Annotated in this window: 19 protein-coding genes; 12 read left to right on the top strand and 7 right to left on the bottom strand. The window is 61.5% G+C overall.

All coding sequences use genetic code 11. The features are described 5' to 3' along the window. Position 1: 1 nt before the first annotated feature. Positions 2 to 508, bottom strand: coding sequence for a rhodanese-like domain-containing protein (locus SM763_RS12795; RefSeq protein ID WP_368998766.1), 507 nt, complete (start codon positions 506 to 508; stop codon positions 2 to 4). A gap of 297 nt (positions 509 to 805) precedes the next feature. Between SM763_RS12795 and SM763_RS12790 the strand changes: the two genes are divergently transcribed. From SM763_RS12790 to selD, 7 genes are read left to right on the top strand one after another with little or no spacing between them, the layout of a single operon-like run. Next, complete coding sequence (locus SM763_RS12790) at positions 806 to 3,667, top strand: monovalent cation/H+ antiporter subunit A (RefSeq protein WP_368998765.1); 2,862 nt, start codon at positions 806 to 808, stop codon at positions 3,665 to 3,667. Between the two features lie 2 nt (positions 3,668 to 3,669). Next, positions 3,670 to 4,020, top strand: coding sequence for a Na+/H+ antiporter subunit C (locus SM763_RS12785; RefSeq protein WP_274828998.1), 351 nt, complete (start codon positions 3,670 to 3,672; stop codon positions 4,018 to 4,020). Next, a complete protein-coding gene (locus SM763_RS12780) occupies positions 4,017 to 5,570 on the top strand; it encodes a monovalent cation/H+ antiporter subunit D (protein WP_368998764.1) in 1,554 nt (517 codons plus the stop codon). Before SM763_RS12785 ends, SM763_RS12780 begins: the two co-directional genes overlap by 4 nt. Then, positions 5,567 to 6,064, top strand: coding sequence for a Na+/H+ antiporter subunit E (locus tag SM763_RS12775; RefSeq protein ID WP_368998763.1), 498 nt, complete (start codon positions 5,567 to 5,569; stop codon positions 6,062 to 6,064). The genes SM763_RS12780 and SM763_RS12775 overlap by 4 nt, the downstream gene beginning before the upstream one ends. Further along, positions 6,061 to 6,330: a K+/H+ antiporter subunit F gene (locus tag SM763_RS12770; RefSeq protein WP_368998762.1), complete on the top strand. Its 270-nt coding sequence runs from the start codon at positions 6,061 to 6,063 to the stop codon at positions 6,328 to 6,330. The genes SM763_RS12775 and SM763_RS12770 overlap by 4 nt, the downstream gene beginning before the upstream one ends. 7 nt (positions 6,331 to 6,337) lie before the next feature. Further along, entirely contained in the window at positions 6,338 to 6,724 is a 387-nt protein-coding gene (locus tag SM763_RS12765; protein ID WP_065270587.1) for a Na+/H+ antiporter subunit G, read from the top strand. A gap of 52 nt (positions 6,725 to 6,776) precedes the next feature. Next, positions 6,777 to 8,939: a selenide, water dikinase SelD gene (selD, locus tag SM763_RS12760; RefSeq protein ID WP_368998761.1), complete on the top strand. Its 2,163-nt coding sequence runs from the start codon at positions 6,777 to 6,779 to the stop codon at positions 8,937 to 8,939. Here the strand turns inward: selD and mnmH are convergent. Further along, the gene (mnmH, locus tag SM763_RS12755; protein ID WP_368998760.1) at positions 8,936 to 10,003 is read right to left on the bottom strand and encodes a tRNA 2-selenouridine(34) synthase MnmH; all 1,068 of its coding nucleotides are present in this window, start codon (positions 10,001 to 10,003) and stop codon (positions 8,936 to 8,938) included. The two genes, selD and mnmH, sit on opposite strands and share 4 nt — an antisense overlap. 162 nt (positions 10,004 to 10,165) lie before the next feature. Here mnmH and SM763_RS12750 point away from each other — a divergent pair, with 162 nt between their 5' ends. Further along, a complete protein-coding gene (locus tag SM763_RS12750; protein ID WP_368948040.1) occupies positions 10,166 to 10,663 on the top strand; it encodes a MarR family winged helix-turn-helix transcriptional regulator in 498 nt (165 codons plus the stop codon). Positions 10,664 to 10,832: 169 nt separating this feature from the next. Here the strand turns inward: SM763_RS12750 and SM763_RS12745 are convergent, their stop codons facing one another. Genes SM763_RS12745 through ectA form a run of 4 tightly spaced genes read right to left on the bottom strand, consistent with a single transcriptional unit; the run spans position 10,833 to position 14,533 of the window. After that, positions 10,833 to 12,251, bottom strand: coding sequence for an aspartate kinase (locus tag SM763_RS12745; protein ID WP_368998759.1), 1,419 nt, complete (start codon positions 12,249 to 12,251; stop codon positions 10,833 to 10,835). A gap of 3 nt (positions 12,252 to 12,254) precedes the next feature. Further along, positions 12,255 to 12,656 carry an ectoine synthase gene (locus tag SM763_RS12740; RefSeq protein WP_274833388.1) on the bottom strand — a complete coding sequence of 134 codons (402 nt, stop codon included), beginning with the start codon at positions 12,654 to 12,656 and terminating at the stop codon, positions 12,255 to 12,257. Between the two features lie 4 nt (positions 12,657 to 12,660). Beyond that, on the bottom strand, positions 12,661 to 13,947 hold the full coding sequence (ectB, locus tag SM763_RS12735; RefSeq protein WP_368998758.1) for a diaminobutyrate--2-oxoglutarate transaminase: 1,287 nt from the start codon (positions 13,945 to 13,947) through the stop codon (positions 12,661 to 12,663). A gap of 55 nt (positions 13,948 to 14,002) precedes the next feature. Further along, the gene (gene ectA / locus SM763_RS12730) at positions 14,003 to 14,533 is read right to left on the bottom strand and encodes a diaminobutyrate acetyltransferase (protein ID WP_065270594.1); all 531 of its coding nucleotides are present in this window, start codon (positions 14,531 to 14,533) and stop codon (positions 14,003 to 14,005) included. 217 nt (positions 14,534 to 14,750) lie between these two features. Between ectA and SM763_RS12725 the strand changes: the two genes are divergently transcribed. The 4 genes from SM763_RS12725 (at position 14,751) to SM763_RS12710 (ending at position 17,517) form a co-directional block, all read left to right on the top strand. Continuing rightward, on the top strand, positions 14,751 to 15,233 hold the full coding sequence (locus tag SM763_RS12725; RefSeq protein WP_065270595.1) for a MarR family winged helix-turn-helix transcriptional regulator: 483 nt from the start codon (positions 14,751 to 14,753) through the stop codon (positions 15,231 to 15,233). Positions 15,234 to 15,574: 341 nt separating this feature from the next. Then, positions 15,575 to 16,021: a DUF2852 domain-containing protein gene (locus tag SM763_RS12720; protein ID WP_065270596.1), complete on the top strand. Its 447-nt coding sequence runs from the start codon at positions 15,575 to 15,577 to the stop codon at positions 16,019 to 16,021. Positions 16,022 to 16,115: 94 nt separating this feature from the next. Next, positions 16,116 to 16,556, top strand: coding sequence for an RDD family protein (locus SM763_RS12715; RefSeq protein ID WP_065270597.1), 441 nt, complete (start codon positions 16,116 to 16,118; stop codon positions 16,554 to 16,556). A 145-nt stretch (positions 16,557 to 16,701) separates the two neighbouring features. After that, complete coding sequence (locus SM763_RS12710; protein WP_274828962.1) at positions 16,702 to 17,517, top strand: arginyltransferase; 816 nt, start codon at positions 16,702 to 16,704, stop codon at positions 17,515 to 17,517. Positions 17,518 to 17,743: 226 nt separating this feature from the next. On the opposite strand, the gene SM763_RS12705 is transcribed toward SM763_RS12710, so the two are convergent. Then, complete coding sequence (locus SM763_RS12705) at positions 17,744 to 20,098, bottom strand: TRAP transporter large permease (RefSeq protein WP_368998757.1); 2,355 nt, start codon at positions 20,096 to 20,098, stop codon at positions 17,744 to 17,746.

Below are 20,098 nucleotides of genomic sequence, written 5' to 3'. Positions count from 1 at the left end.
CCTAGCCCTGCCACCGCGCCACCGGCAGGTTGCCCGCGATCCACCCCGGTCCGGCACCAGAGCCGAGCATGCCTTCGGGCACATCCATGATCTGTGAAAACCCTGCCTCTGCCATGCGCCGCACCATCCGGGCCGAACGCACACCGCGGGCGCAGATCAGCGCCACCGGCGCGGCGCGGTTGCCACCCAAAGCGCGGGACAGCGCCTCAGTAAAATCGTCACGACGCATGTCAATCTGGACGCTACCGACCGGAACGCCGGTACTGCGCCATTCCCGGGGTGTGCGGATGTCCACCAAGGTGATCGACCCCGCTCCGGCAGCGGAAAACGCCTCGGCCACGGACAGGCACGGACGGTCGTGATCCGGCGCGGGCCGATAGCGCCAGGCCACCGCGCCGACCGCCGCAGCGCCCAGAAGGATGCCCGCAGAGGACAACAGCTTGCGCCGCGACATAGTGACCGATCGCCCGCTGGCCTCCTGCGTCTCCGCACTGATTGGGTCTTGCATCTGCGTCTCTCCAATAAACGGGAAAACACGCCCCGCAGCGCCGTGTTTCGGGCGGGTGCCATCCCTTTGGACACCGTTCTAGCAGCATTTGTATTCCCGATCAGCACAGAGGGCGAATTTTGGCCATTCAAAATCTTGTCAACTCCGCCCCCCAGCCCCAAGTAGTGGCGCAATGTCCAACAATTCCAGCGTCATTTGCCCGATCTTCCTCAGAACCGGGCCTGCGGGGCTGGCACAGAAGCGAAAAATTGCTTAGGCAAAGTCAAAATTCGCCTAGCCCTACCAGGAGATCTGCACGTGTCCCTGTTTTTGATTGCGGCCCTGCCTTTTCTAGGAGCGGTCTTTCCCGCTCTGCTGATCCGGGCGGGGCGTAACGCCTCCGCTTCGGCGGCTGGTCTGACCACCTTCCTGGCCCTAACCGGCCTTCTGCTGCATGCCCCCGCTGTATTTCGCGGAGAGGTCATCACGGCCACATTCGACTGGCTGCCCGGTCTGGGGCTCAATGCGAATTTCTTTCTGGATGGGCTTGGGTTTCTCTTTGCCACGCTGATCCTTGGGATCGGGATGCTGATCATCCTTTACGCACGGTTTTACCTGTCGCGCGAAGATCCGATGGGGCAGTTCTACACCTACCTGTTGCTGTTCCAGGGTGCGATGGTCGGCATCGTCCTCTCAGATAACATCTTGTTGTTGCTGGTGTTCTGGGAGCTGACCTCGCTGTCCTCCTTTCTGCTCATCGGATACTGGAAACACCTTCCCGAAGGGCGTCAGGGCGCGCGCATGGCGCTGACAGTGACCGGCTCCGGTGGCCTAGCGATGATCGGGGGCATGCTGATCCTCGGCAATATCGTCGGCTCTTATGATTTGAGCGTGATCCTGGAGAACAAGGACCTTATCCAGGCGTCGCCGCTCTACCTGCCCGCGCTGATCCTGATCCTGCTGGGCTGTTTCACCAAATCGGCACAGTTCCCGTTCCATTTCTGGCTGCCCCACGCCATGGCGGCGCCGACGCCGGTTTCGGCCTATCTGCACTCCGCCACCATGGTGAAAGCAGGCCTGTTCCTGATGGCGCGGATGTGGCCGGTTCTGGCCGGCACCCCGGAGTGGTTCTACATCGTGGCGACCACGGGCCTTGTGACCATGCTCATCGGTGCCGTAATTGCCCTGTTCAAGGATGATCTCAAAGGTCTGCTGGCCTTTTCCACCGTCAGCCATCTGGGCCTGATCACCATGCTTCTGGGGTTTGGCACCAAGATCGCAGCGGTTGCCGCAGTATTCCACATCATCAACCACGCCACCTTCAAGGCGGCGCTGTTCATGTCGGCCGGAATCGTCGATCACGAGGCGCACACCCGCGACATCAAACGTCTGGGCGGTCTGCGCCACCTGATGCCGGTGACCTTCACCATCGCCTTTGTCGCCGCCCTGTCGATGGCGGGTATCCCGCCCTTCAACGGCTTCCTGTCCAAGGAGATGATGCTGGAGGAAACCGTACACACGGTCTGGGCCGGATCGCACTATCTGGTGCCGGGCCTTGCACTGATCGCGGCGCTGTTCTCGGCAGCCTATTCCTTCCGCTTCATCGTTCATGTCTTCTTTGGCCCCAAGCGGGACGACTATCCCGCGCATCCCCATGATCCGGGTGCGGGCATGTGGCTGGCCCCGGCCTTCCTGATCACGCTGGTGGTGCTGATCGGGCTGTTCTCGGCCAAGATCGCCGGGCCGCTGGTGGCCGTGGCCGCAAGTGCCGTGATCGGCGGAGAAGAGCTGCCCTATTACTCGCTGAAGCTCTGGCACGGGCTGACACCCGCCCTTTACATGTCGATGGTGGCTGTGGGCGGCGGTGCGTTGCTGCTCGCGCTGCACAAGCCCCTGATGCGCGCCTGGAACGCCGCCCCCCGCCCCGAGGCCAAGGATATCTTTGATGCCCTGATGTCGGTGCTGGCGCGTCTGGCCAAGGCGGTGACCGACGGGCTGCACAATGGCTCGATCACCCGCTATGGCGCGGTGATGATCAGCTTTACCGTGGCGATCAGCTGGTATGCCTATTCCACCGGCACCACTGGCCCGGCAACCCGCAGCCTGCAGGAAATCGGCGCGATCCCGGCACTCGGGTGGCTCAGCCTGGTTCTCGCAACGCTGCTGATCGTTGCGCGTCACCGCAACCGCCTGCTGGCACTGGTCCTGATCGGCGTCGTGGGTCTGGTGGTCTCCATGTCGTTCAACTACCTCTCGGCCCCCGATCTGGCGCTGACCCAGCTGTCGGTCGAGGTTGTGACCATCGTGCTGATGCTGCTGGCGCTGAACTTCATGCCCAAGGAAACCCCGGTCGAGACCCCGGCGCTGATCCGGCTGCGCGATGGTGCCATCGCCGTTGTGGCCGGTCTTGGCGCAGGCGGGCTGATCTATGCGCTGATGACGCGCGATTTCGCAGCGCCCAGCATTTCCGAATTCCACCTCGCCAACTCCTACAAGGGCGGCGGCGGCACCAATGTGGTGAACGTCATTCTGGTGGATTTCCGGGGCTTTGATACCTTTGGCGAGATTATCGTTCTCGGCATCGCGGCACTGGTCATCTATGCCCTGACCGAGGCGGTTCTAGGCACCCGGGTGCGGGCCTATCTGCTGAACCGCAAACCGGATCTGCCGCAGGCAGGCGATGCCCACCCGATGATGATGGTGGTGGCGACCCGCGTGATGATGCCGCTGGCGTTGATGGTGGCCGCCTATATCTTCTTCCGGGGTCACAACCTGCCGGGCGGCGGCTTTATCGCCGGCCTGATCGCGGCCATTGCTGTCATCATGCAATACATGGCCTCGGGCTTTGCCTGGACCTCTGAACGGCAGCGGTTCTACTACCACGGCATCATCGGCTCCGGCGTGCTGATCGCCGCCGCCACCGGTATCGGCGCCTGGTTCAACGACATGCCGTTCCTGACATCCGCCTTCGGCTATATCCACTGGCCGCCCCTGAAAGAATTCGAATGGGCCACTGCGGCGCTGTTCGACCTCGGCGTCTTCCTGGCGGTGGTCGGCGCGGTGCTGCTGGCACTGGAAAGCCTCTCCCGCTTTGCCTGGCAGCCGGGGATTTCCTCGGAGTACGCCATGGACATCAACCCGGCCCGCGATGACGAGCCCAAGAACGAAAACGAGGTCTGAGCATGGAACTTCTGGTTGCTTCGGCTGTTGGTATCCTGACCGCCGCAGGGATTTACCTGATCCTGCGCAAACGCACCTTTCCGGTGATTCTGGGCCTGTCGCTGGTATCCTATGCGGTGAACGTCTTCCTGTTCGCCACTGGGCGCCTGATGGTCAACGCGCCGCCCATCCTCAACAAATACGAGGAAGTCGCCTACACGGATCCGCTGCCGCAGGCGCTGGTTCTGACGGCCATTGTGATCTCTTTCGGGATGACGGCGGTTGTGGTGATGATCGCGCTGGGGGCGTTCCTGTCCTCGCGCGATGACCGCATCGACATGACCAGCGATACGCAGACGGGAGAGGACGCATGAACCATCTTCTGATTGCCCCCATCGTTCTGCCCGCGATCGTTGCCCCCTTCATCATCATGGTGGTGCGCTACCATCTGGATCTGCAACGCATCTTCTCGATTGCCAGCACGGTTGCGATTGCCCTGATCACTCTGGTTCTGGCCAGCCAGGCCGCCGATGGCACGGTGCAGGTCTATGAGCTCGGCGACTGGCCTGCGCCCTTTGGCATCGTGCTGGTGCTGGACCGCCTGTCTGCGATGATGATCGTCCTGACGGCGGTGCTGGCGCTGGCGGTGGTGCTATACGCCATCGGAACCGGCTGGGACGCGCGCGGCGCCAATTTCCATGCGCTCTTCCAGTTCCAGCTGATGGGTATCATCGGTGCCTTCCTGACCGGCGACGCCTTCAACCTCTTCGTTTTCTTCGAGGTCCTGCTGATCGCCTCTTATGGTCTGATGATCCACGCAGGCGGCGCCACAAGGTTCCAGGCCGGTGTGCAATATGTCGTCTACAACCTGCTGGGATCAACGCTGTTCCTGTTTGCGCTTGGCACGCTTTATTCCGTGACCGGCACGCTGAACATGGCCGATCTGGCAGTCCGCGTGGCCGAACTTCCGGCCGAGGATACAGCCCTGTTGCGGGTCGGCGCGATCATGCTGTTGCTGGTCTTTGCCATCAAGGCCGCGGTGCTGCCGCTGCATTTCTGGCTGCCAGCCTCGTATGCCAACGCGCCTTTGCCGGTGGCGGCCCTGTTTGCGATCATGACCAAGGTCGGCGCCTATGCCATCCTGCGCATGTACACGCTGGTCTTTGGCCCCGAGGCCGAGATCACCGCGGGGCTGGCCGGAGACTGGCTGCTGCCTGCTGCGCTGCTGACGCTTGCCGTGGGGGCCATCGGTGTTCTTGGCGCGCGTGAGATAGGGCGGCTTGTGGCCTTTGGCGCAATCACCTCGATGGGGACCCTGCTGACGGCGGTGGCGTTGTTCACGCCAGCCTCGGTCGGCGCTGCGCTTTACTACACCGTGCATTCGACCCTTGCGACGGCCTTCCTGTTCCTGGTCGCCGATATGGTGATGGAACGTCAGGGCGGAGAGATCGCCCCGAAACCGGTGATGAAGCAAAGCGGGCTGATCGCGGCGCTGTTCTTTGGGGGATCCATCGCCATGGCGGGTATGCCGCCTCTGTCTGGCTTCCTGGGCAAGCTCTTGGTGATGGATGCTGCGCGTGGGCATGATCTGGTCTGGTGGATCTGGGGCGTCATTCTGGTGTCGTCGCTGGTTACCATCATCGGTCTGGCGCGGGCGGGCAGCCTGATCTTCTGGAAAAGCCACGGACTTGCACCGCAAGAGGATGCTGAAAGCGAAGTGGAAGCAGATGACCCAGAGGAGGCGCCGGTGCAGGCGCAACGCGGCTCGTCCCTGCCTTTCGTGGCCAGCTTCGGTCTTCTGGCCGGGCCAATTCTGCTGACCGTCTTTGCAGGTCCGATGATGGACTACGCCGAGGCCACCTCCGCGCAACTCTTTGCGCCGGATGCCTATATTGACACCGTCCTGGGGAGGACCGGGGAATGAAACTGATGCATCGACTTCTGCCGCACCCGGTGCTGACGCTGCTGCTGACCCTCACCTGGGTTCTCATCGTCAACAGCTTCACGCTGAACTCGCTGGTCTTCGGCTTTCTGCTGGGCCTGCTGATCCCCTTCCTGACCCAGCCGTTCTGGCCGCAGCAACTGCGCGTGAAACACCCCGTCAAGATCGCGGCCTATATCCTGATCGTGATCTGGGACATCGTTGTTGCCAATATCACCGTAGCGCGGATCGTGGTGTTCAAGTCCAACGCAAAACGGCAGCCCAACTGGGTGACCGTGCCGCTGGAGCTGCGCACCCCCGAGGCGATCACCGTGCTGGCCGGCACCATCACCATGACGCCGGGCACCGTCACCGCGGACGTCTCCGCCGAAGGTCACGCCTTGCTGGTGCATTGCCTTGATTGCGACGACCCTGATGCGGTTCGGGACGAAATCAAAGAGCGCTACGAGCGCCGCCTGATGGAGATTTTCGAATGATTGAAACTGCGGCTCTTTTTGCCTTTGTCTGCTTTGCGCTGGCGCTGTTGATGAACCTCTGGAAGGTGATGTTCGCCGCCGCCATAGCTGATCGTATCCTTGCGCTTGATACCATGTTCATCAACGCAATCGCGCTGATGGTCCTTTATGGGCTGGCGCTCGGAACCGAGATCTTTTTCGAGGCGGCGATGATCATCGCCATGCTCGGTTTCGTTTCAACCGTGGCCTACGCGCGCTTTATCCTGCGCGGCAACATCATCGAGTGAGGCTCTTATGGATATGATACTCGACGTTCTGATTGCAGGCTTTCTGGTCATGGCCGGTGTGTTCGGCTTTGTCGGCTCTTACGGCCTGTTGAAACTCAATGACCCGATGTCGCGGCTGCACGCCCCGACCAAGGCGACGACGCTGGGCGTGGGCGGGGTTCTTCTTGCCTCGATGGTGCACGCGATCGCCTTTGAAGGGCGCCTGTCGCTACACGAATTGATGATCACGCTGTTTCTGTTCTTGACCGCCCCGGTGACCGCGCATTTCATCGCCAAGGTGCACATTCACCGTCGCGAGGAAACAGGCACCCTGCCTTCGGCTGGACCGGATGCGATTTGGGCCACCCACAACACCCCGCCGGAAGATCCCGAAAGCACAGATCAGCCGCAATAGCCCCCCCGGGCCATTGGCCCACGGCCCCAGAAACAGAAAGTGAGCCACCGAAATGGATACCTCCCGCCTGCCCCAAACCAAAGATGTGGTTTTGATCGGAGGCGGGCATGCCCATGCGCTGGTGCTGCTGAAATGGGGGATGCGCCCGCTGCCCGGCGCCCGGCTGACGCTGATCAACCCCGGCCCCACCGCGCCCTATTCGGGGATGCTGCCCGGCTTTGTCGCCGGTCACTACGCGCGGGGCGATCTTGATATCGATCTGGTCCGGCTGGCGCGCTTTGCCGGAGCGCGGCTGGTGCAGGGCGCGGCCGAGGGGCTTGATCCCGAAACCCGCAGCATCCGGGTGCCGGGGCGACCTGACATCGCTTATGACGTGGCCTCGGTCGATGTGGGGATTACCTCCGAAATGCCGGACCTAGCCGGATTTGCAGAACATGGCATCCCGGCGAAGCCGCTTGGTAGTTTTGCCCGCCGCTGGGACGCGTTCCGCGGCGGCGATGGCCCTGCCCGTATCGCGGTGATCGGGGGCGGCGTGGCCGGGGCCGAGCTGGTTCTGGCGATGGCTCATGCCCTGCGCAGCCGGGGCCGCCTGGAACAAGTCACCCTGATCGACAGCGGCACGGTTCTGGGCACCGCCAGCGCCGGGATCCGCGAGCGGCTGCGCCGCGCCTTTTCCGTACAGGGCGTCACCGTCGTTGAGAACACCGCCGTCAATCGCATCCATTCCAGCCATATCGAACTCGAAGGCGGGCGCGAGGTTCTCTCGGACTTCACCACCGGCGCTGCCGGGGCGCGCCCGCATGACTGGCTGGTCGATACCGGGCTTGAGGTACAGGACGGCTTCCTTACGGTTTCGGACAGCCTGCAAACCTCTGACCCGCAGGTTTTTGCCGCCGGGGATTGCGCGCATCTGGCCTATGCACCGCGCCCGAAGGCCGGTGTCTACGCAGTGCGGCAGGCCCCGGTTCTGCTGCACAATCTGCGCGCCGCCATTGCCGGCGATCCGATGCGCCACTACCGGCCGCAGAAGGATTACCTGAAACTGATCTCCATGGGCGCCAAGGAAGCGCTGGGAGAAAGGTTCGGCACACAGTTTTCCGGCCCAATGATCTGGCGCTGGAAGGACCGGATCGATCAGAACTTCATGGAGCAATTCCGCAGCCTGCCCGAAATGGAAGTGCCAGACCTGCCGCCCGAACATACGCTGGACCTGCCTGCAGTGCTGGGCAACAAACCCATGTGCGGCGGCTGCGGTGCCAAGGCCGGGCGCGCCACCTTGCATGCGGCAGGCGTGTCGCGCGTGGCGAGTCTGCGTGAGGATGTCACCGCCCTGCCCGGAGATGATGCCGCGCTACTGACCATGGGCGACGTGCGGCAGGTGATCAGCACCGATCATCTGCGCGCCTTCAGCCTTGATCCCTTCGTGATGGCCCGTATCGCAGCGGTGCACGCGCTTGGCGATATCTGGGCCATGGGCGCCGCCCCGCAGGCCGCCACCGCCAACCTGATCCTGCCGCGTCTGGCGCCAGCCCTGCAGCAACGGACCCTGATTGAAATCATGACCGCCGCGCGCAGCGTGATGGAGGATGCAGGCGCCGAGATCATCGGCGGTCATACTTCGCTGGGGGATGAGCTGACTGTGGGGTTCACCGTCACAGGGCTTTGCAGCCAGGATCCTGTGACCCTTGCCGGGGCGCAGCCGGGCGACGCACTGGTCCTGACCAAACCGCTCGGCTCTGGCGTGATCATGGCCGCCGAAATGGCAGGCAAGGCCGAAGGCGCCTGGGTTACCGCTGCGCTTGAACAGATGGCACAGCCGCAGGCCGCAGCCTCCCGCATTCTGGCACCCGAAGCCCACGCGATGACCGACGTCACTGGCTTTGGTCTGGCCGGGCATCTCCTTGGCATCTGCGAGGCTTCATGCGTCAGTGCAGAGATTGATTTTGCCGCCGTGCCGCTGATGGAGGGCGCCGCGCAGCTGGCCGACAGCGGCATCCGCTCCTCGCTATTCCCAGAAAACGCTGCGTTGCTGCCGGAATGGCGCACCAGTGGCGCGCAGGACCTGCTGTTCGACCCGCAGACCGCTGGCGGCCTGCTCGCGGCCCTGCCGCAGGACAAGGCCGAAGGGGTGGTGCAGCAGCTGAAAGAGGCAGGTTACCCGGCGGCGATCATCGGGAAGGTTACCCAGGGCGCAGGGCAAATTGTTTTGACTTAAAAACCCTTTGCGGCCAGACCTTCAAGCGTGTCGCAGATGGTTGTGGCGGCAGATTGCAGCGTCTGATCGTCCAGATCCTTCAGTTGTACTTCTGCCACGGCATCAACGCCGATGCTGCGGCGTGAACTGCGGTAGGCCGGATCGTAATGCTGTTCCATCAGGGCGCGCGCCAAGCCTGCCATATCGCCCTCTTCGATCAGGGACAGCCAGCCATCCACCACCGCATTCGAGCGACGCGCACGAAGCCGCTCCAGCATTTCGGACAGTGTATCCGCATCTGGCAGACCGTCGCTGTAGCTCCGCAGCAGGTAGCGGCAGCGTTCTTCGACCGAGGCGCTGACCTCGATCCGTGGCGCCTGTTTCATCAGGCTCCAGAGGCTGGGGGGAATGATCCGGTCTCCGACCTTGCTCGATTCCGCCTCGACCAGCACGGGGCGGCTGGGATCCAAACGGGTCAACGCCGCCGCCAGCGCCGATTCAAACGCCTTCTGACAGGGCTGCCCATCCGGCATACCGCCCAGCAGCGAGCCGCGATGATTGGCCAGACCTTCCAGATCCAGCACCTGCGCGCCCAGTTCTGCCACATGCTTCAGAAGGTCGGTCTTCGCCGTGCCGGTATAGCCATCCAGCAATACAAGCCGGTAAGGCAGATCATCCTCATACAACATCTGATGCACCAGCCTGCGGTAGGACTGGTAGCCGCCTGAGATCATCTCGGCCCGCCAGCCGATCTGCTGCAAAAGATAGGTGAAACTGCCGGAGCGCTGCCCACCGCGCCAGCAATAGACCAGCGGCCGCCAGCCGCCTTCGTATTGGTTCAGCGTCTCTTCGATGTGCCGCGCGGCATTGCGGAACACCATGGCCGCGCCCAGCTTGCGCGCCAGAAAGGGGCTTTCTTGCACATAAATCGTGCCAACCTCGGCCCGTTCTTCATTGTTCAGGACCGGCAGGTTGATAGCACCGGGGACGTGATCCTCTGCAAATTCGGCCGGGCTACGCACATCAATGATGGTGTCATAGCCATGATCGTACATATCCTGAAGGGAAGAAAAACTTTTCACCATGAAACAGGGTCTAGCCCGCTGCATCCACAAGGGAAAGCGGGTTTTACGGACCCGGCTGCCGATTGACCGGCTGCGACACCGTATATGGTGGCCATTTACCCACTATTCTGGTTTATCTGTGCATCACAGTCGGACGAGACAGCAACAGCCGGAACAGGGTTTATGGACGCACAAGACGAGGATGATCACGCGTTGGATCTGCATCAGTTTCCCGGTCACCTGATCCGCCGCTTGCATCAGATTTCGGTGGCCCAGTTCACCGAAAAGGTCGCCGCCCACGATATCGACCTCACCCCTGTTCAATACGCCGCGCTGAAAGCCATTGATGCCAACCCTGGCATTGATCAGGCCTCGGTTGCGGGGCTTATTGCCTATGACCGGGCGACACTGGGCAAGGTGATCGACCGGCTGGAAGCGAAACAGCTGATCGACCGCACCGTCAGCCCGCGGGATCGCCGCGCGCGACAGCTGACCCTGACCGAAACTGGCAAAGAGGTTCTGGCCCGGGCGCACCCCCTTGTACGCGAGGTGCAAGGCGAGATCCTGACCGGCCTCAGCCCTGAAGAGCAGGAACAATTCATGGCGCTGCTGCAAAAGGCGACAGCCGCTGGTAACGAACGCAGCCGCGCCCCCCTGCGCAGACCGCCCCGACAGACCTAGCGCGTATAGCCTAAAAGGCATTCGCGTGGAGGCTTATGCTTTGGCCGCGTGTTTCGACAGCTCCCGAACACGTCTGTAAAAACGCAAAACAACCAGTTTTCAGAACGCGGGGCACGAAACGCGCCACCCGACTGAAAACCGGTCGTTTTTGCCTAAATCGCTTGCGCTCTTAGGCCGCTTTCAGCGCCTGGGACTCGGTGGATCCGAAGAACTCCGAATGCAGCAGTGCGATGGCTGCGTCCTTGTCCTCGCGCTGCAGGATGAACTGGGTGTCCACATTGCGTGGCCCCTGCGTTGCACCGCGCGGCAAAATATCCTTCTTCTCAAGGGCATTCATCCCCCGTGCCAGGACGTGCAGGCCACTCAGATCGCGTCCCACGACGGAGATCAGCGACAGCTTTTCGCTGTTGACCTCTGCCTGCGGGAAGCGGGCCAACAGATCGGCCTCGACCCGGCGCATCGATTTCAGCGAGGCGTCCAGATAGTGGGTCACCGTATTGGCATTGGTCACCTTCGACACGATCCGCACGTTGTGGCGGGTGAGGATGTCCAGCACCGCAGCGTCATAGCCTTTGACGCCGACCATGTCCTGTTCGAACAGCTCCAGCGCAATGATATCAAGGCCGGTGACGATTTCGGCCGCCGCCTTGGGCGCGGGCTGATCGTCGATAACCGTGCCCGGATCATTGGGCTCAAAGCAGTTGGTGACGCGCAACGGCACACCGGACTGACGCAGGGTCTTTGCCGCCGAGGGGTGGATCGCCTCCATGCCAAGGTTCGCCATTTGGTCGGCCACGTCATAATTGGTGTGGCCCAGTTTGCGGGCGTTCTCGGCACCGACCAGTTTCGGATCGGCAGAGGACAGATGGAATTCCTTGTGAATGATCGCCTCACGCGCGCCGGTCTGCGCCGCCAGCTGCGAGAAGGTCACCTCAGAATAGCCCCGGTCGAATTCCCGCATCAGGCCTTCGGCGCATTGCGCGTAGCCGGTGACGATGGGCATTTCCTGCGCCGGGTCGACCCCTTCCAGAGCCGTTTCAATCCGCTGTTCCAGCGACATATCCGCATCGCCGCGCCAGCCGGACAGATCCACCAGACGCGCGTTGACGCCCACCCGCTGCAACATCAGCACGGCAACCAGCGCCGAATGCGCCTCGCCGAGACCAGAAAGCAGCTCGCGGATCTGCAGCAGATGTGTGTTGAGGCGGAAATGTCCGTAGGAGCACAGGCGCTGCAGGTCGATCAGGCAATTGCGGGCGCCTTCGATACGTTCCTGCACAAAGGCGGTCGCCTGGGCAACATCGCCGGCATTGTCCAGAACCGCCTCATGCGCGGCGATCATCGCGGCCGACACCTCGTTCAGGGCATCGAACCAGCCGTGGTCATCCTCGGCATTGGCAAAGCGGGCATAGACACCGGGCGCACCGGTCTTCTTGTGCTCCAGCAGCAGGTTGGTGATGCCACCAAAGGCGGACACCACGAAAATACGCCCGTATTCGGGCTCATCGTTCTTGATGAACAGCGTATCCCGTAGCTCGTTCATGCGGGACATGGATGTCCCGCCGATCTTTTCTACAGTATGGGTCATGGCTTAAGCCTCGACGGTTTCTGGCGCCGCGTAGGATCCGTCTTCCCGGTGTACTTCGGTTCCCGTAACGGGCGGATTGAAGCAGCAGGCCATCACGAGCTGTTCGTCAGCCTTCAACACGTGGCGGTCGTGTTTGTCGAGCGCATACATCACGCCGGGACGGATGTGATGCGTCTCGCCGGTTGCCAGGTCGGTGATCGACCCGGTGCCCTGCATGCAATAGACGCTTTCAAAGTGGTTCTTGTATTCGAACGTATGTTCCGAGCCTGCCTCGAGGAAGGTGATGTGGAAGGAAAAGCCCATCCCATCATCGGCCAGAAGCATACGGACGCTGGTCCACTCCGCATCGCTGACCACGCGGTCGCGGTCTTTTTCAAGGATATCGTTATAGTCACGGACAATCATTGTCTTACTCCGCTGCAACTTTGGTTGTTCCGATCACGTCCCGCGCGGCATCCTTGAGAATGCTGAGGCCAGCTTCGAGCTGGGCGTCGGGCGTGGTCAGGGGGGCGAGGATCTTGACGACCTCATCATTAGGGCCAGAGGTTTCGACAATCAGGCCATTCTGGAACGCACGGGCGCAGATATCGCCAGCCAGCTCACCAGATCCGACATCGACACCGCGCATCATGCTGCGCCCCTTGAGCCGCGAGCCGGGCACCATGTCGGCGATTTCCTGCAGGGCCTTTTCGACGATCTTCGCCCGGCGGGCGATGTCATCCTGAAAGGCGCTGTCCGACCAGAATTTCTCGATCGCGACGCGGGCCGTGACAAAGGCATGGGTGTTGCCCCGGAAGGTGCCGTTGTGTTCGGCAGGGCCCATCACGTCATGTTCGGGCTTCACCAGAACCAGCGCCATCGGCAGGCCAAAACCCGAAACCGATTTCGCCATGGTGACGATGTCGGGGTCGATGCCGAACTCTTCGAACGAGAAGAAGGTCCCGGTGCGGCCGCAACCGGCCTGAATGTCGTCGATGATCAGCAGAGCGCCTGCTTCCTTTGCCAGACGGGCAATGCGCTGCACCCATTCGGCGCGCGCGGCGTTCAGGCCGCCCTCGCCCTGCACAGTCTCCAGCAGGATCGCAGCAGGTGCGTCCAGACCCGAAGACGGATCGTTCAGCATCGCCTCTAGGTAATCGGCGGTATCGGTGCCCTGCCCCATGTAGCCGTCAAACGGCAGACGGGTCACGTTATTGAGGGGCAGCCCGGCGCCGCCGCGGTGATAGCCGTTGCCGGTGGCGGCCAGCGCACCCTGCGTCACACCGTGGAACCCATTGGTGAAGGCCACGATATTGCTGCGTCCGGTCACCTTGCGGGCAATTTTCATCGCCGCTTCGACCGCGTTGGCACCGGTAGGACCGGTGAACATCACCTTGTGGTCCATCTTGCGCGGACGCAGGATGACGTTCTCGAAGGTCTCGAGGAAATCGGCCTTGGTATCGGTGTGCATGTCAAGACCATGGGCGATGCCATCGGCCTGCAGATGCGCGATCAGCGCCTCTTTCATGTCCGGGTCGTTGTGCCCGTAGTTGAGCGACGAGCAGCCGGCCAGAAAATCGATATAGGTTTTCCCGTCGCGGGCGGTCATTTCAGAACCCTGCGCCGAGGTGAAGACGGTATCAAAGCCGCGGCAATAGCTGCGCGCTTCGGATTCCCGACGTTTGAATACAGTTGTGGTGGAGGTGTTCGTAGACATACGACCTCTTTTGGGTGGGAGAAGAGTTGAAAGTGAAAACCGACGTCTGCGCGGCTCAAGCAGCCAGCTGAGCGCGCTCGTCCAGAGGGATGGTCACCAGGTTTTCCGTTTTATGACGATCCTGGAAGTGCAGCGCCTGCGTGTAGTAGGGCTGAATATCCAGACCGCTGTCCTGAAGCTTGGCGAACTTGCGGAACAACGCCCAGGAGGCGTCATTGTCGGCGGTAATCGTGGTCTGCAGGCGGGTAACGCCTTCGCAGGCTTCACGCTGCATGATCGATTGCAGCATCAGCGCGCCCAGACCGCGGCCACGTGCCTTTTCGGACACGGCAACCTGCCAGACAAACAGTGTCTCGGGATCATTGGGCATGACGTAGGCAGAGATCCACCCCACGGCCTCGCCCGACAGCTCGGCCAGTACGCATGTGTCGGCAAAATGATCGCACTGCAGCAAGTTGCAGTACATCGAATTCTCGTCAAGCGGCCTGCAGCTGCGGACCAGCTCCCAGATATCCGCGCCATCCGACGCTGTCGGTTTACGCAGTGTGGGCAGCGGGATCCGCCTCGGGTCAGCGTGGTATTGCATGTGTTCGCTCCTTTCGCTTCGGCAATCGAAATAGCAGCGCCTCACGAAAACTTCAACAGGCAAAGCAAAATTTGCGACACAAACGTCGCTTTTAGGCATTATGTCGCGGGGAACGTCGTATTTGGCCCCCTGCATCCTTTATATTTCAAAGTGTATTCTGCTTTGAATAGCGTCATATCTTCCTATATAGTTTGATGATCAAAACAACGGAGTCTTCATGGATCGCATCGACAGCAGCTTGATCGCGCTTCGGCGCATTGTCCGGGCCACCGAATTGTTCGGACGTGAGATACGACAAACCACTGGCGTGACACCTGCACAGTTCCGGGTTCTTCAGATCATCGGAGAACAGGGCTACAGCACTGCCAAGGCGATTTCGCTGCGGATGCGGGTGTCCCAGGGCACCATCACCTCGTTTGTCGACAAGCTGGTGCGTGACGGTCTGGTGCTGCGTGAAAAGTCGAGCCAGGACCGGCGGCAGACCAATATCCTGCTGACCGATGCCGGTCGTCAGGTCCTGACTGAGGCACCCGATCCGTTGCAACAACGCTTTGTACGCAAGTTCAACGCGATGGAAGACTGGGAGCAGGCGATGCTGGTGGCGGGCCTTGAACGCGTGGCGGCGATGCTGGATGCCGACGACATCGACGCGTCCCCAGTGCTGGACACAGGCGACATCCGCCACGCCGTCGACCACTAGGCCGGGCACCGCGGGGCGCCGGGCTTACACTGCGCCGCGCAAAGTGCCCCTTGCGAAAACGCGACCCCATACAGACAGACGACCCCAAGGGCGGGCGCGCATAGCCCCCCCTTTTGCAGTGGTCGGGCGGTTTTGGAGCCCAGACATAGCCCCACTTGCCCCACGGAGGCATGGAAACCCCAGCCACTCACCCCTCTTCACGGTAATATTTTAAGACTGTTTATCAAAACCTTACAAAGTAAATGTAAAAAACATTTACTTATAGACTTGCAGGGCGCAGGCGAGCGCACGATATTGAGGATGTGAAGGCGATTTACATCAACCCAATACCGGAGGTTCCAATGACGAGTATCACCCCCACCGCAGCCGCCCCGCATGACCAGGGCTGGTTTTCCCGCAGCGAGGCCTGGCTGGACAGCAAGGGCAAAGGCGCCTGGATTGCTGCCATGGTGCTTGGCTTTGTGTTCTTCTGGCCAATCGGCCTCGCCCTGCTGTTTTACATGATCTGGAGCAAACGTATGTTCAACAAATCCTGCCGCCACCGCAAATCCTGGACCCGCCACGGCATGTCCGCCATGACCTCGAGCGGCAACAGCGCCTTTGACGCCTACAAGGCCGATACGCTGCGCCGCTTGGAACAGGAACAGGACGATTTCAACGCCTTCCTGCAGCGCCTGCGCGAAGCCAAGGACAAGGCTGAGTTCGACGAATTCATGGAGCAGCGCGCCGCCGCCCCTGCCGAAGCGCAAGACATCAGCGACGAGGATATCGGCGACAAACGCCACTGATCCTGCTGACATCAGCGCCTCCCGCCCATAGATACGGGTGGGAGGCCTCGGTTGCCCGCCTGCCCCCACACGCCCGCAAAACAGGACACCTGAGATGACCGCCCTGCCCGACCCGGATTACCAAGCTGAATTCTACGCATCGGTTGCCCCCAAACGGCTGCTGGCCTGGGTCGTCGACAGCCTGATCATATTCGGCCTGTGTATGGCGACAGTGGTGATGACTGCCTTTGTCGGGCTCTTCATCTGGCCGCTGCTCTATCTGACGATCGGCTTTGCCTACCGGACGATTACCATCGCCAACGGCTCTGCCACGCTGGGGATGCGCTTTGCCGGGATCGAGCTGCGTGACCTTTCCGGCCAGCGGATGGATCTGCAGATGGCCGCGCTGCATACGGGTGCTTATACGGTTGCTCTGGCCGTGCCGCTTTTGCAGGTGGTCTCGGTGATCATGATGCTGACATCAGCACGCGGTCAGGGGCTGGGCGATGCCATTCTCGGCACGGTGATGCTGAACCGGCGCAGCATCCAGCGATAGCGGTCAACTCTGGGCAAACATCCCGCTTGGCAATCACTGTTAAACCATTTGTGCAGACCGGCCTTGGCGGGCGGGTTGGTCGTTGCTATCGTGAACTCCAGCCTTATTGTGTTTTTTGACAAGCCTTGGACTCAAGCCCGACCCTATGCGCCATACTCTTCCGATCGCACCGCAGTTCTATGTGACTGCGCCCCAACCATGCCCCTATCTGGAGGGGCGGATGGAGCGGAAGCTGTTCACGGCGTTGCAGGGCGATGGTGTCGAGCAGCTGAACAATAGCCTCTCGCAACAGGGGTTCCGGCGCTCTCAGAACGTGCTGTATCGTCCGTCCTGTTCGGAATGTTCGGCCTGCCTGTCGGCGCGCATCAACGTGGCAGAGTTCACACCCAGCCGCAGCCAGAAACGCACCAGCAAGCGCAACGCGCATCTGGTCCGCCGGGCAACATCGCCCTGGGCAACCGAGGACCAGTACCAGCTGTTCCGCGACTATCTGGACAGCCGCCACGCGGATGGCGGCATGGCCGATATGGACGTGTTCGAATATGCCGCAATGATCGAGGAGACTCCGGTGCGCAGTCGGGTGGTGGAATACACCAATCCCGAAGACAACGCACTGACTGCGGTGTCGCTGACCGATGTGCTCGAAGACGGGTTGAGCATGGTCTATTCCTTCTACAACCCGAACCTGCCGCAGAATTCGCTGGGCACCTATATGATCCTCGATCACATCGACATCGCGCGCGATGCAGGGCTGCCCTATGTCTACCTCGGCTACTGGGTCAAAGGCAGCCCCAAGATGGGTTATAAGGTCAAGTTCTCGGGCCTTGAGGTCTATCAAGGGGGTAAGTGGACAGCGATGTCCGAGGTTCAAGATACTGCGGACAGCCCTGCGACCGATACGATTTCCGAACAGGTCGCCAATATTCAGCTCCCCCAGCAGCCGGTCCACCGCGGGCGGTAACTCTCCAGCAGTCGGGGCCCTAGCCCCAACAACCACGCAGCCAACCGCTGAAGGCGTCTCTTGGGGCTGCACGCGCGTCTCCACAGCTCGAACTTGACGCTATCCGGCGGATCTCGCCGGGTCCGGCCTGTCTGCCTGTGCGCTCCAGTCACCACCATCTGCACCGCCGCCATGGAAAAGGGGCCCGCGAGGGGCCCCTTAAGTCTTTATGATCTCCTGAACCGGATCAGCCCGGCATCAGCGCCGGTACGATTGTCACGATCGACGGGAACAGCCACAGGATCGCAAGACCAACCACCTGGATCAGCACGAAGGGAAGCACCCCGCGATAGATATGACCCGTTGTCACCTCCTTCGGTGCAACCCCGCGCAGGTAGAACAGCGCAAAGCCGAAGGGCGGTGTCAGGAACGAGGTCTGCAGGTTCACCGCAACCATGATGGTCACCCATTTCGGATCGAAGGAGCCGCCGTAGATCACCGGCCCGACAATTGGGATCACGATGTAGATGATCTCAAGGAAGTCGAGCACGAAGCCCAGGAAGAACAGCACCAGCATCACGATCAGGAAGACCGTCATCTCGTTGTCAAAGCTCTTCAGGAACTGCTGAATGTAGTGCTCACCGCCAAAGGAGATCACCACCAGGTTCAAAAGCTGCGAGCCGATCAGGATGGTGAAGACCATCGAGGTCACCTTCGCCGTCTCACGCACGATCGGCGTCAGAACCCCGCCCTTGAACAGCACCCAGCAGCCAAACAGCAGGCCGAACAGCGCATAAAGGTAGGCCGCATAAGCGAAGAAGAAGGCCACCCAGCTTTCGAACGACACATTGTCCTGATTGATCCGCAGATCGAAGTTCACCCCGATCAGGATGCACAGGATCACCGCGAAGGTGGACCAGATGATCACCTTGCCCGAGCGTCCCTCGTCCTGCAGACGGCGATACGCCGCCAGCATGATGGCACCGCCTGCCCCCAGCGCCGCAGCGGGCGTCGGGTTGGTGATACCGCCAAGGATCGAGCCGAGCACGGCCACGATCAGAACCAGCGGCGGGAAGACCACCCGGATCAGATCGTTGCGCGAACAGCGGATCGCCGCCTCTTTACAGCCGTAAAGCGCGATCGCCAGCGGGATCAGCATCAGCAGCACCGTCGCCCCGGGGGACGTGGTCGGCGCGATCAGCAGAATGTCGACCAGTGCCAGCAGCAGAAGACCGATGGCCCCTACGATCAGCGGCTTGGTATCGCGCGACGGCGCAACACCGCGGCCAACGGCCAGAACCAGGCCCAGCAGAACGATGATCACCGCGATACCGGTGCCAATCGGCGCCGCGTTGGCAATCTTCTCAACCTCTGCCGCAGCGATCTCTTCCTCGCTCAGACGCTCAGCCGAGGCGACACCGCCAGCGGCATCAATCGCCTTCTGCTCTTCCACCGCTGCATCCCAGGCTTCCTGACCATGCAGTTCGATCATCGAGGCCTGACATTCGGCCCCGACCGAGGTGCGCAGCGACGCGGTCTGACCAGCGTCGGAGAAGCTGGACACATTGATGTTCTGCGAGCCAACGACGCCGAACGAGCCAAGCAGCACGGTACCGACGATGATCGCAGCAGGCGCGCCCAGGAACCAGGTCAGGGCCTCGGTGCGGGTCACCGGTTCGTCACTGGCGCCGCCGAGCTCAACCGCAGGTGCCTTTTCCGGGTTCATCAGCGCATAGCCAAAGGCATAAAGCGCATAAAGAAGCGCCAGCATGATGCCCGGCAGCAACGCCGCCTGGAACAGGGTCCCGACCGAAACGACCGCAGGCTCACCCAGGAAGGTCAGCGCATCGGTACAGCCCGCTTCCTGCGCACGGTTTTCCTGCGCAGTGGAGTAAAGATCCCCTGCCAGCGTGCCCAGAAGAACGATCACGATAGAGGGCGGGATGATCTGCCCCAGCGTGCCCGAAGCCGCAATCACACCCGTCGCCAGCTCCGGCGAGTAGTTGTTGCGCAGCATGGTGGGCAACGCCAGAAGCCCCATGGTCACCACAGTCGCGCCCACGATGCCGGTCGAAGCGGCCAGGAAGGCCCCCACAACCACGATGGACACGGCCAGACCGCCGGGCAGCGGGCCAAAGACGCGCGCCATGGTGGTCAGCAGATCGTTGGCGATCTTCGACCGCTCCAGGGTGATCCCCATCAGAACGAACATCAGAACCGCCAGCAGCGTTTCAATCGACGCCCCTGCCAGAACCCGCTCGTTCATGCGGTTCACGATGAAGGAGACGTTGCGATCCATCGCGCTTTCCCAGCCCTGCGGGAACACATGCTCGGCAACGCGTGGAAGATCCGGATATCGGAAGATGGATATGACATCGGGTTTGACGCCCGAATTCACCAGATCCCGGTAGACCTGCGACGAGGTGTCGATGGCCTGGTGAACCAGAAGCCCGGCACTGTCGAGCGCCGCGATAATCCCGAAGGAGATGATGCCGGCGCCGCCGATGGCAAAGGCCACCGGGAAGCCGGAAAGAATGCCTCCGAAAAGGCAGAAGAATACGATGATCAGGCCGATTTCGACGCCATCAAGACCGAATAGCAT

The sequence above is a fragment of the Pseudophaeobacter sp. C1-32P7 genome, assembly GCF_041008775.1.
Lineage (GTDB): Bacteria > Pseudomonadota > Alphaproteobacteria > Rhodobacterales > Rhodobacteraceae > Phycobacter > Phycobacter gallaeciensis_A.
This window is presented reverse-complemented; position numbering and strand designations above follow the sequence as displayed.

What these genes read in the sequence shown, in the direction of transcription:
- SM763_RS12740 (WP_274833388.1), bottom strand. Translation starts at nt 12,656, where the DNA reads ATGATTGTCCGTGACTATAACGATATCCTTGAAAAAGACCGCGACCGC.
- SM763_RS12765 (WP_065270587.1), top strand. Translation starts at nt 6,338, where the DNA reads ATGGATATGATACTCGACGTTCTGATTGCAGGCTTTCTGGTCATGGCC.
- SM763_RS12715 (WP_065270597.1), top strand. Translation starts at nt 16,116, where the DNA reads ATGACCGCCCTGCCCGACCCGGATTACCAAGCTGAATTCTACGCATCG.
- SM763_RS12710 (WP_274828962.1), top strand. Translation starts at nt 16,702, where the DNA reads ATGCGCCATACTCTTCCGATCGCACCGCAGTTCTATGTGACTGCGCCC.
- SM763_RS12785 (WP_274828998.1), top strand. Translation starts at nt 3,670, where the DNA reads ATGGAACTTCTGGTTGCTTCGGCTGTTGGTATCCTGACCGCCGCAGGG.
- SM763_RS12770 (WP_368998762.1), top strand. Translation starts at nt 6,061, where the DNA reads ATGATTGAAACTGCGGCTCTTTTTGCCTTTGTCTGCTTTGCGCTGGCG.
- SM763_RS12750 (WP_368948040.1), top strand. Translation starts at nt 10,166, where the DNA reads ATGGACGCACAAGACGAGGATGATCACGCGTTGGATCTGCATCAGTTT.
- ectA (WP_065270594.1), bottom strand. Translation starts at nt 14,533, where the DNA reads ATGCAATACCACGCTGACCCGAGGCGGATCCCGCTGCCCACACTGCGT.
- SM763_RS12745 (WP_368998759.1), bottom strand. Translation starts at nt 12,251, where the DNA reads ATGACCCATACTGTAGAAAAGATCGGCGGGACATCCATGTCCCGCATG.
- mnmH (WP_368998760.1), bottom strand. Translation starts at nt 10,003, where the DNA reads ATGGTGAAAAGTTTTTCTTCCCTTCAGGATATGTACGATCATGGCTAT.
- SM763_RS12720 (WP_065270596.1), top strand. Translation starts at nt 15,575, where the DNA reads ATGACGAGTATCACCCCCACCGCAGCCGCCCCGCATGACCAGGGCTGG.
- SM763_RS12705 (WP_368998757.1), bottom strand. Translation starts at nt 20,098, where the DNA reads ATGCTATTCGGTCTTGATGGCGTCGAAATCGGCCTGATCATCGTATTC.
- selD (WP_368998761.1), top strand. Translation starts at nt 6,777, where the DNA reads ATGGATACCTCCCGCCTGCCCCAAACCAAAGATGTGGTTTTGATCGGA.
- ectB (WP_368998758.1), bottom strand. Translation starts at nt 13,947, where the DNA reads ATGTCTACGAACACCTCCACCACAACTGTATTCAAACGTCGGGAATCC.
- SM763_RS12780 (WP_368998764.1), top strand. Translation starts at nt 4,017, where the DNA reads ATGAACCATCTTCTGATTGCCCCCATCGTTCTGCCCGCGATCGTTGCC.
- SM763_RS12775 (WP_368998763.1), top strand. Translation starts at nt 5,567, where the DNA reads ATGAAACTGATGCATCGACTTCTGCCGCACCCGGTGCTGACGCTGCTG.
- SM763_RS12725 (WP_065270595.1), top strand. Translation starts at nt 14,751, where the DNA reads ATGGATCGCATCGACAGCAGCTTGATCGCGCTTCGGCGCATTGTCCGG.
- SM763_RS12795 (WP_368998766.1), bottom strand. Translation starts at nt 508, where the DNA reads ATGCAAGACCCAATCAGTGCGGAGACGCAGGAGGCCAGCGGGCGATCG.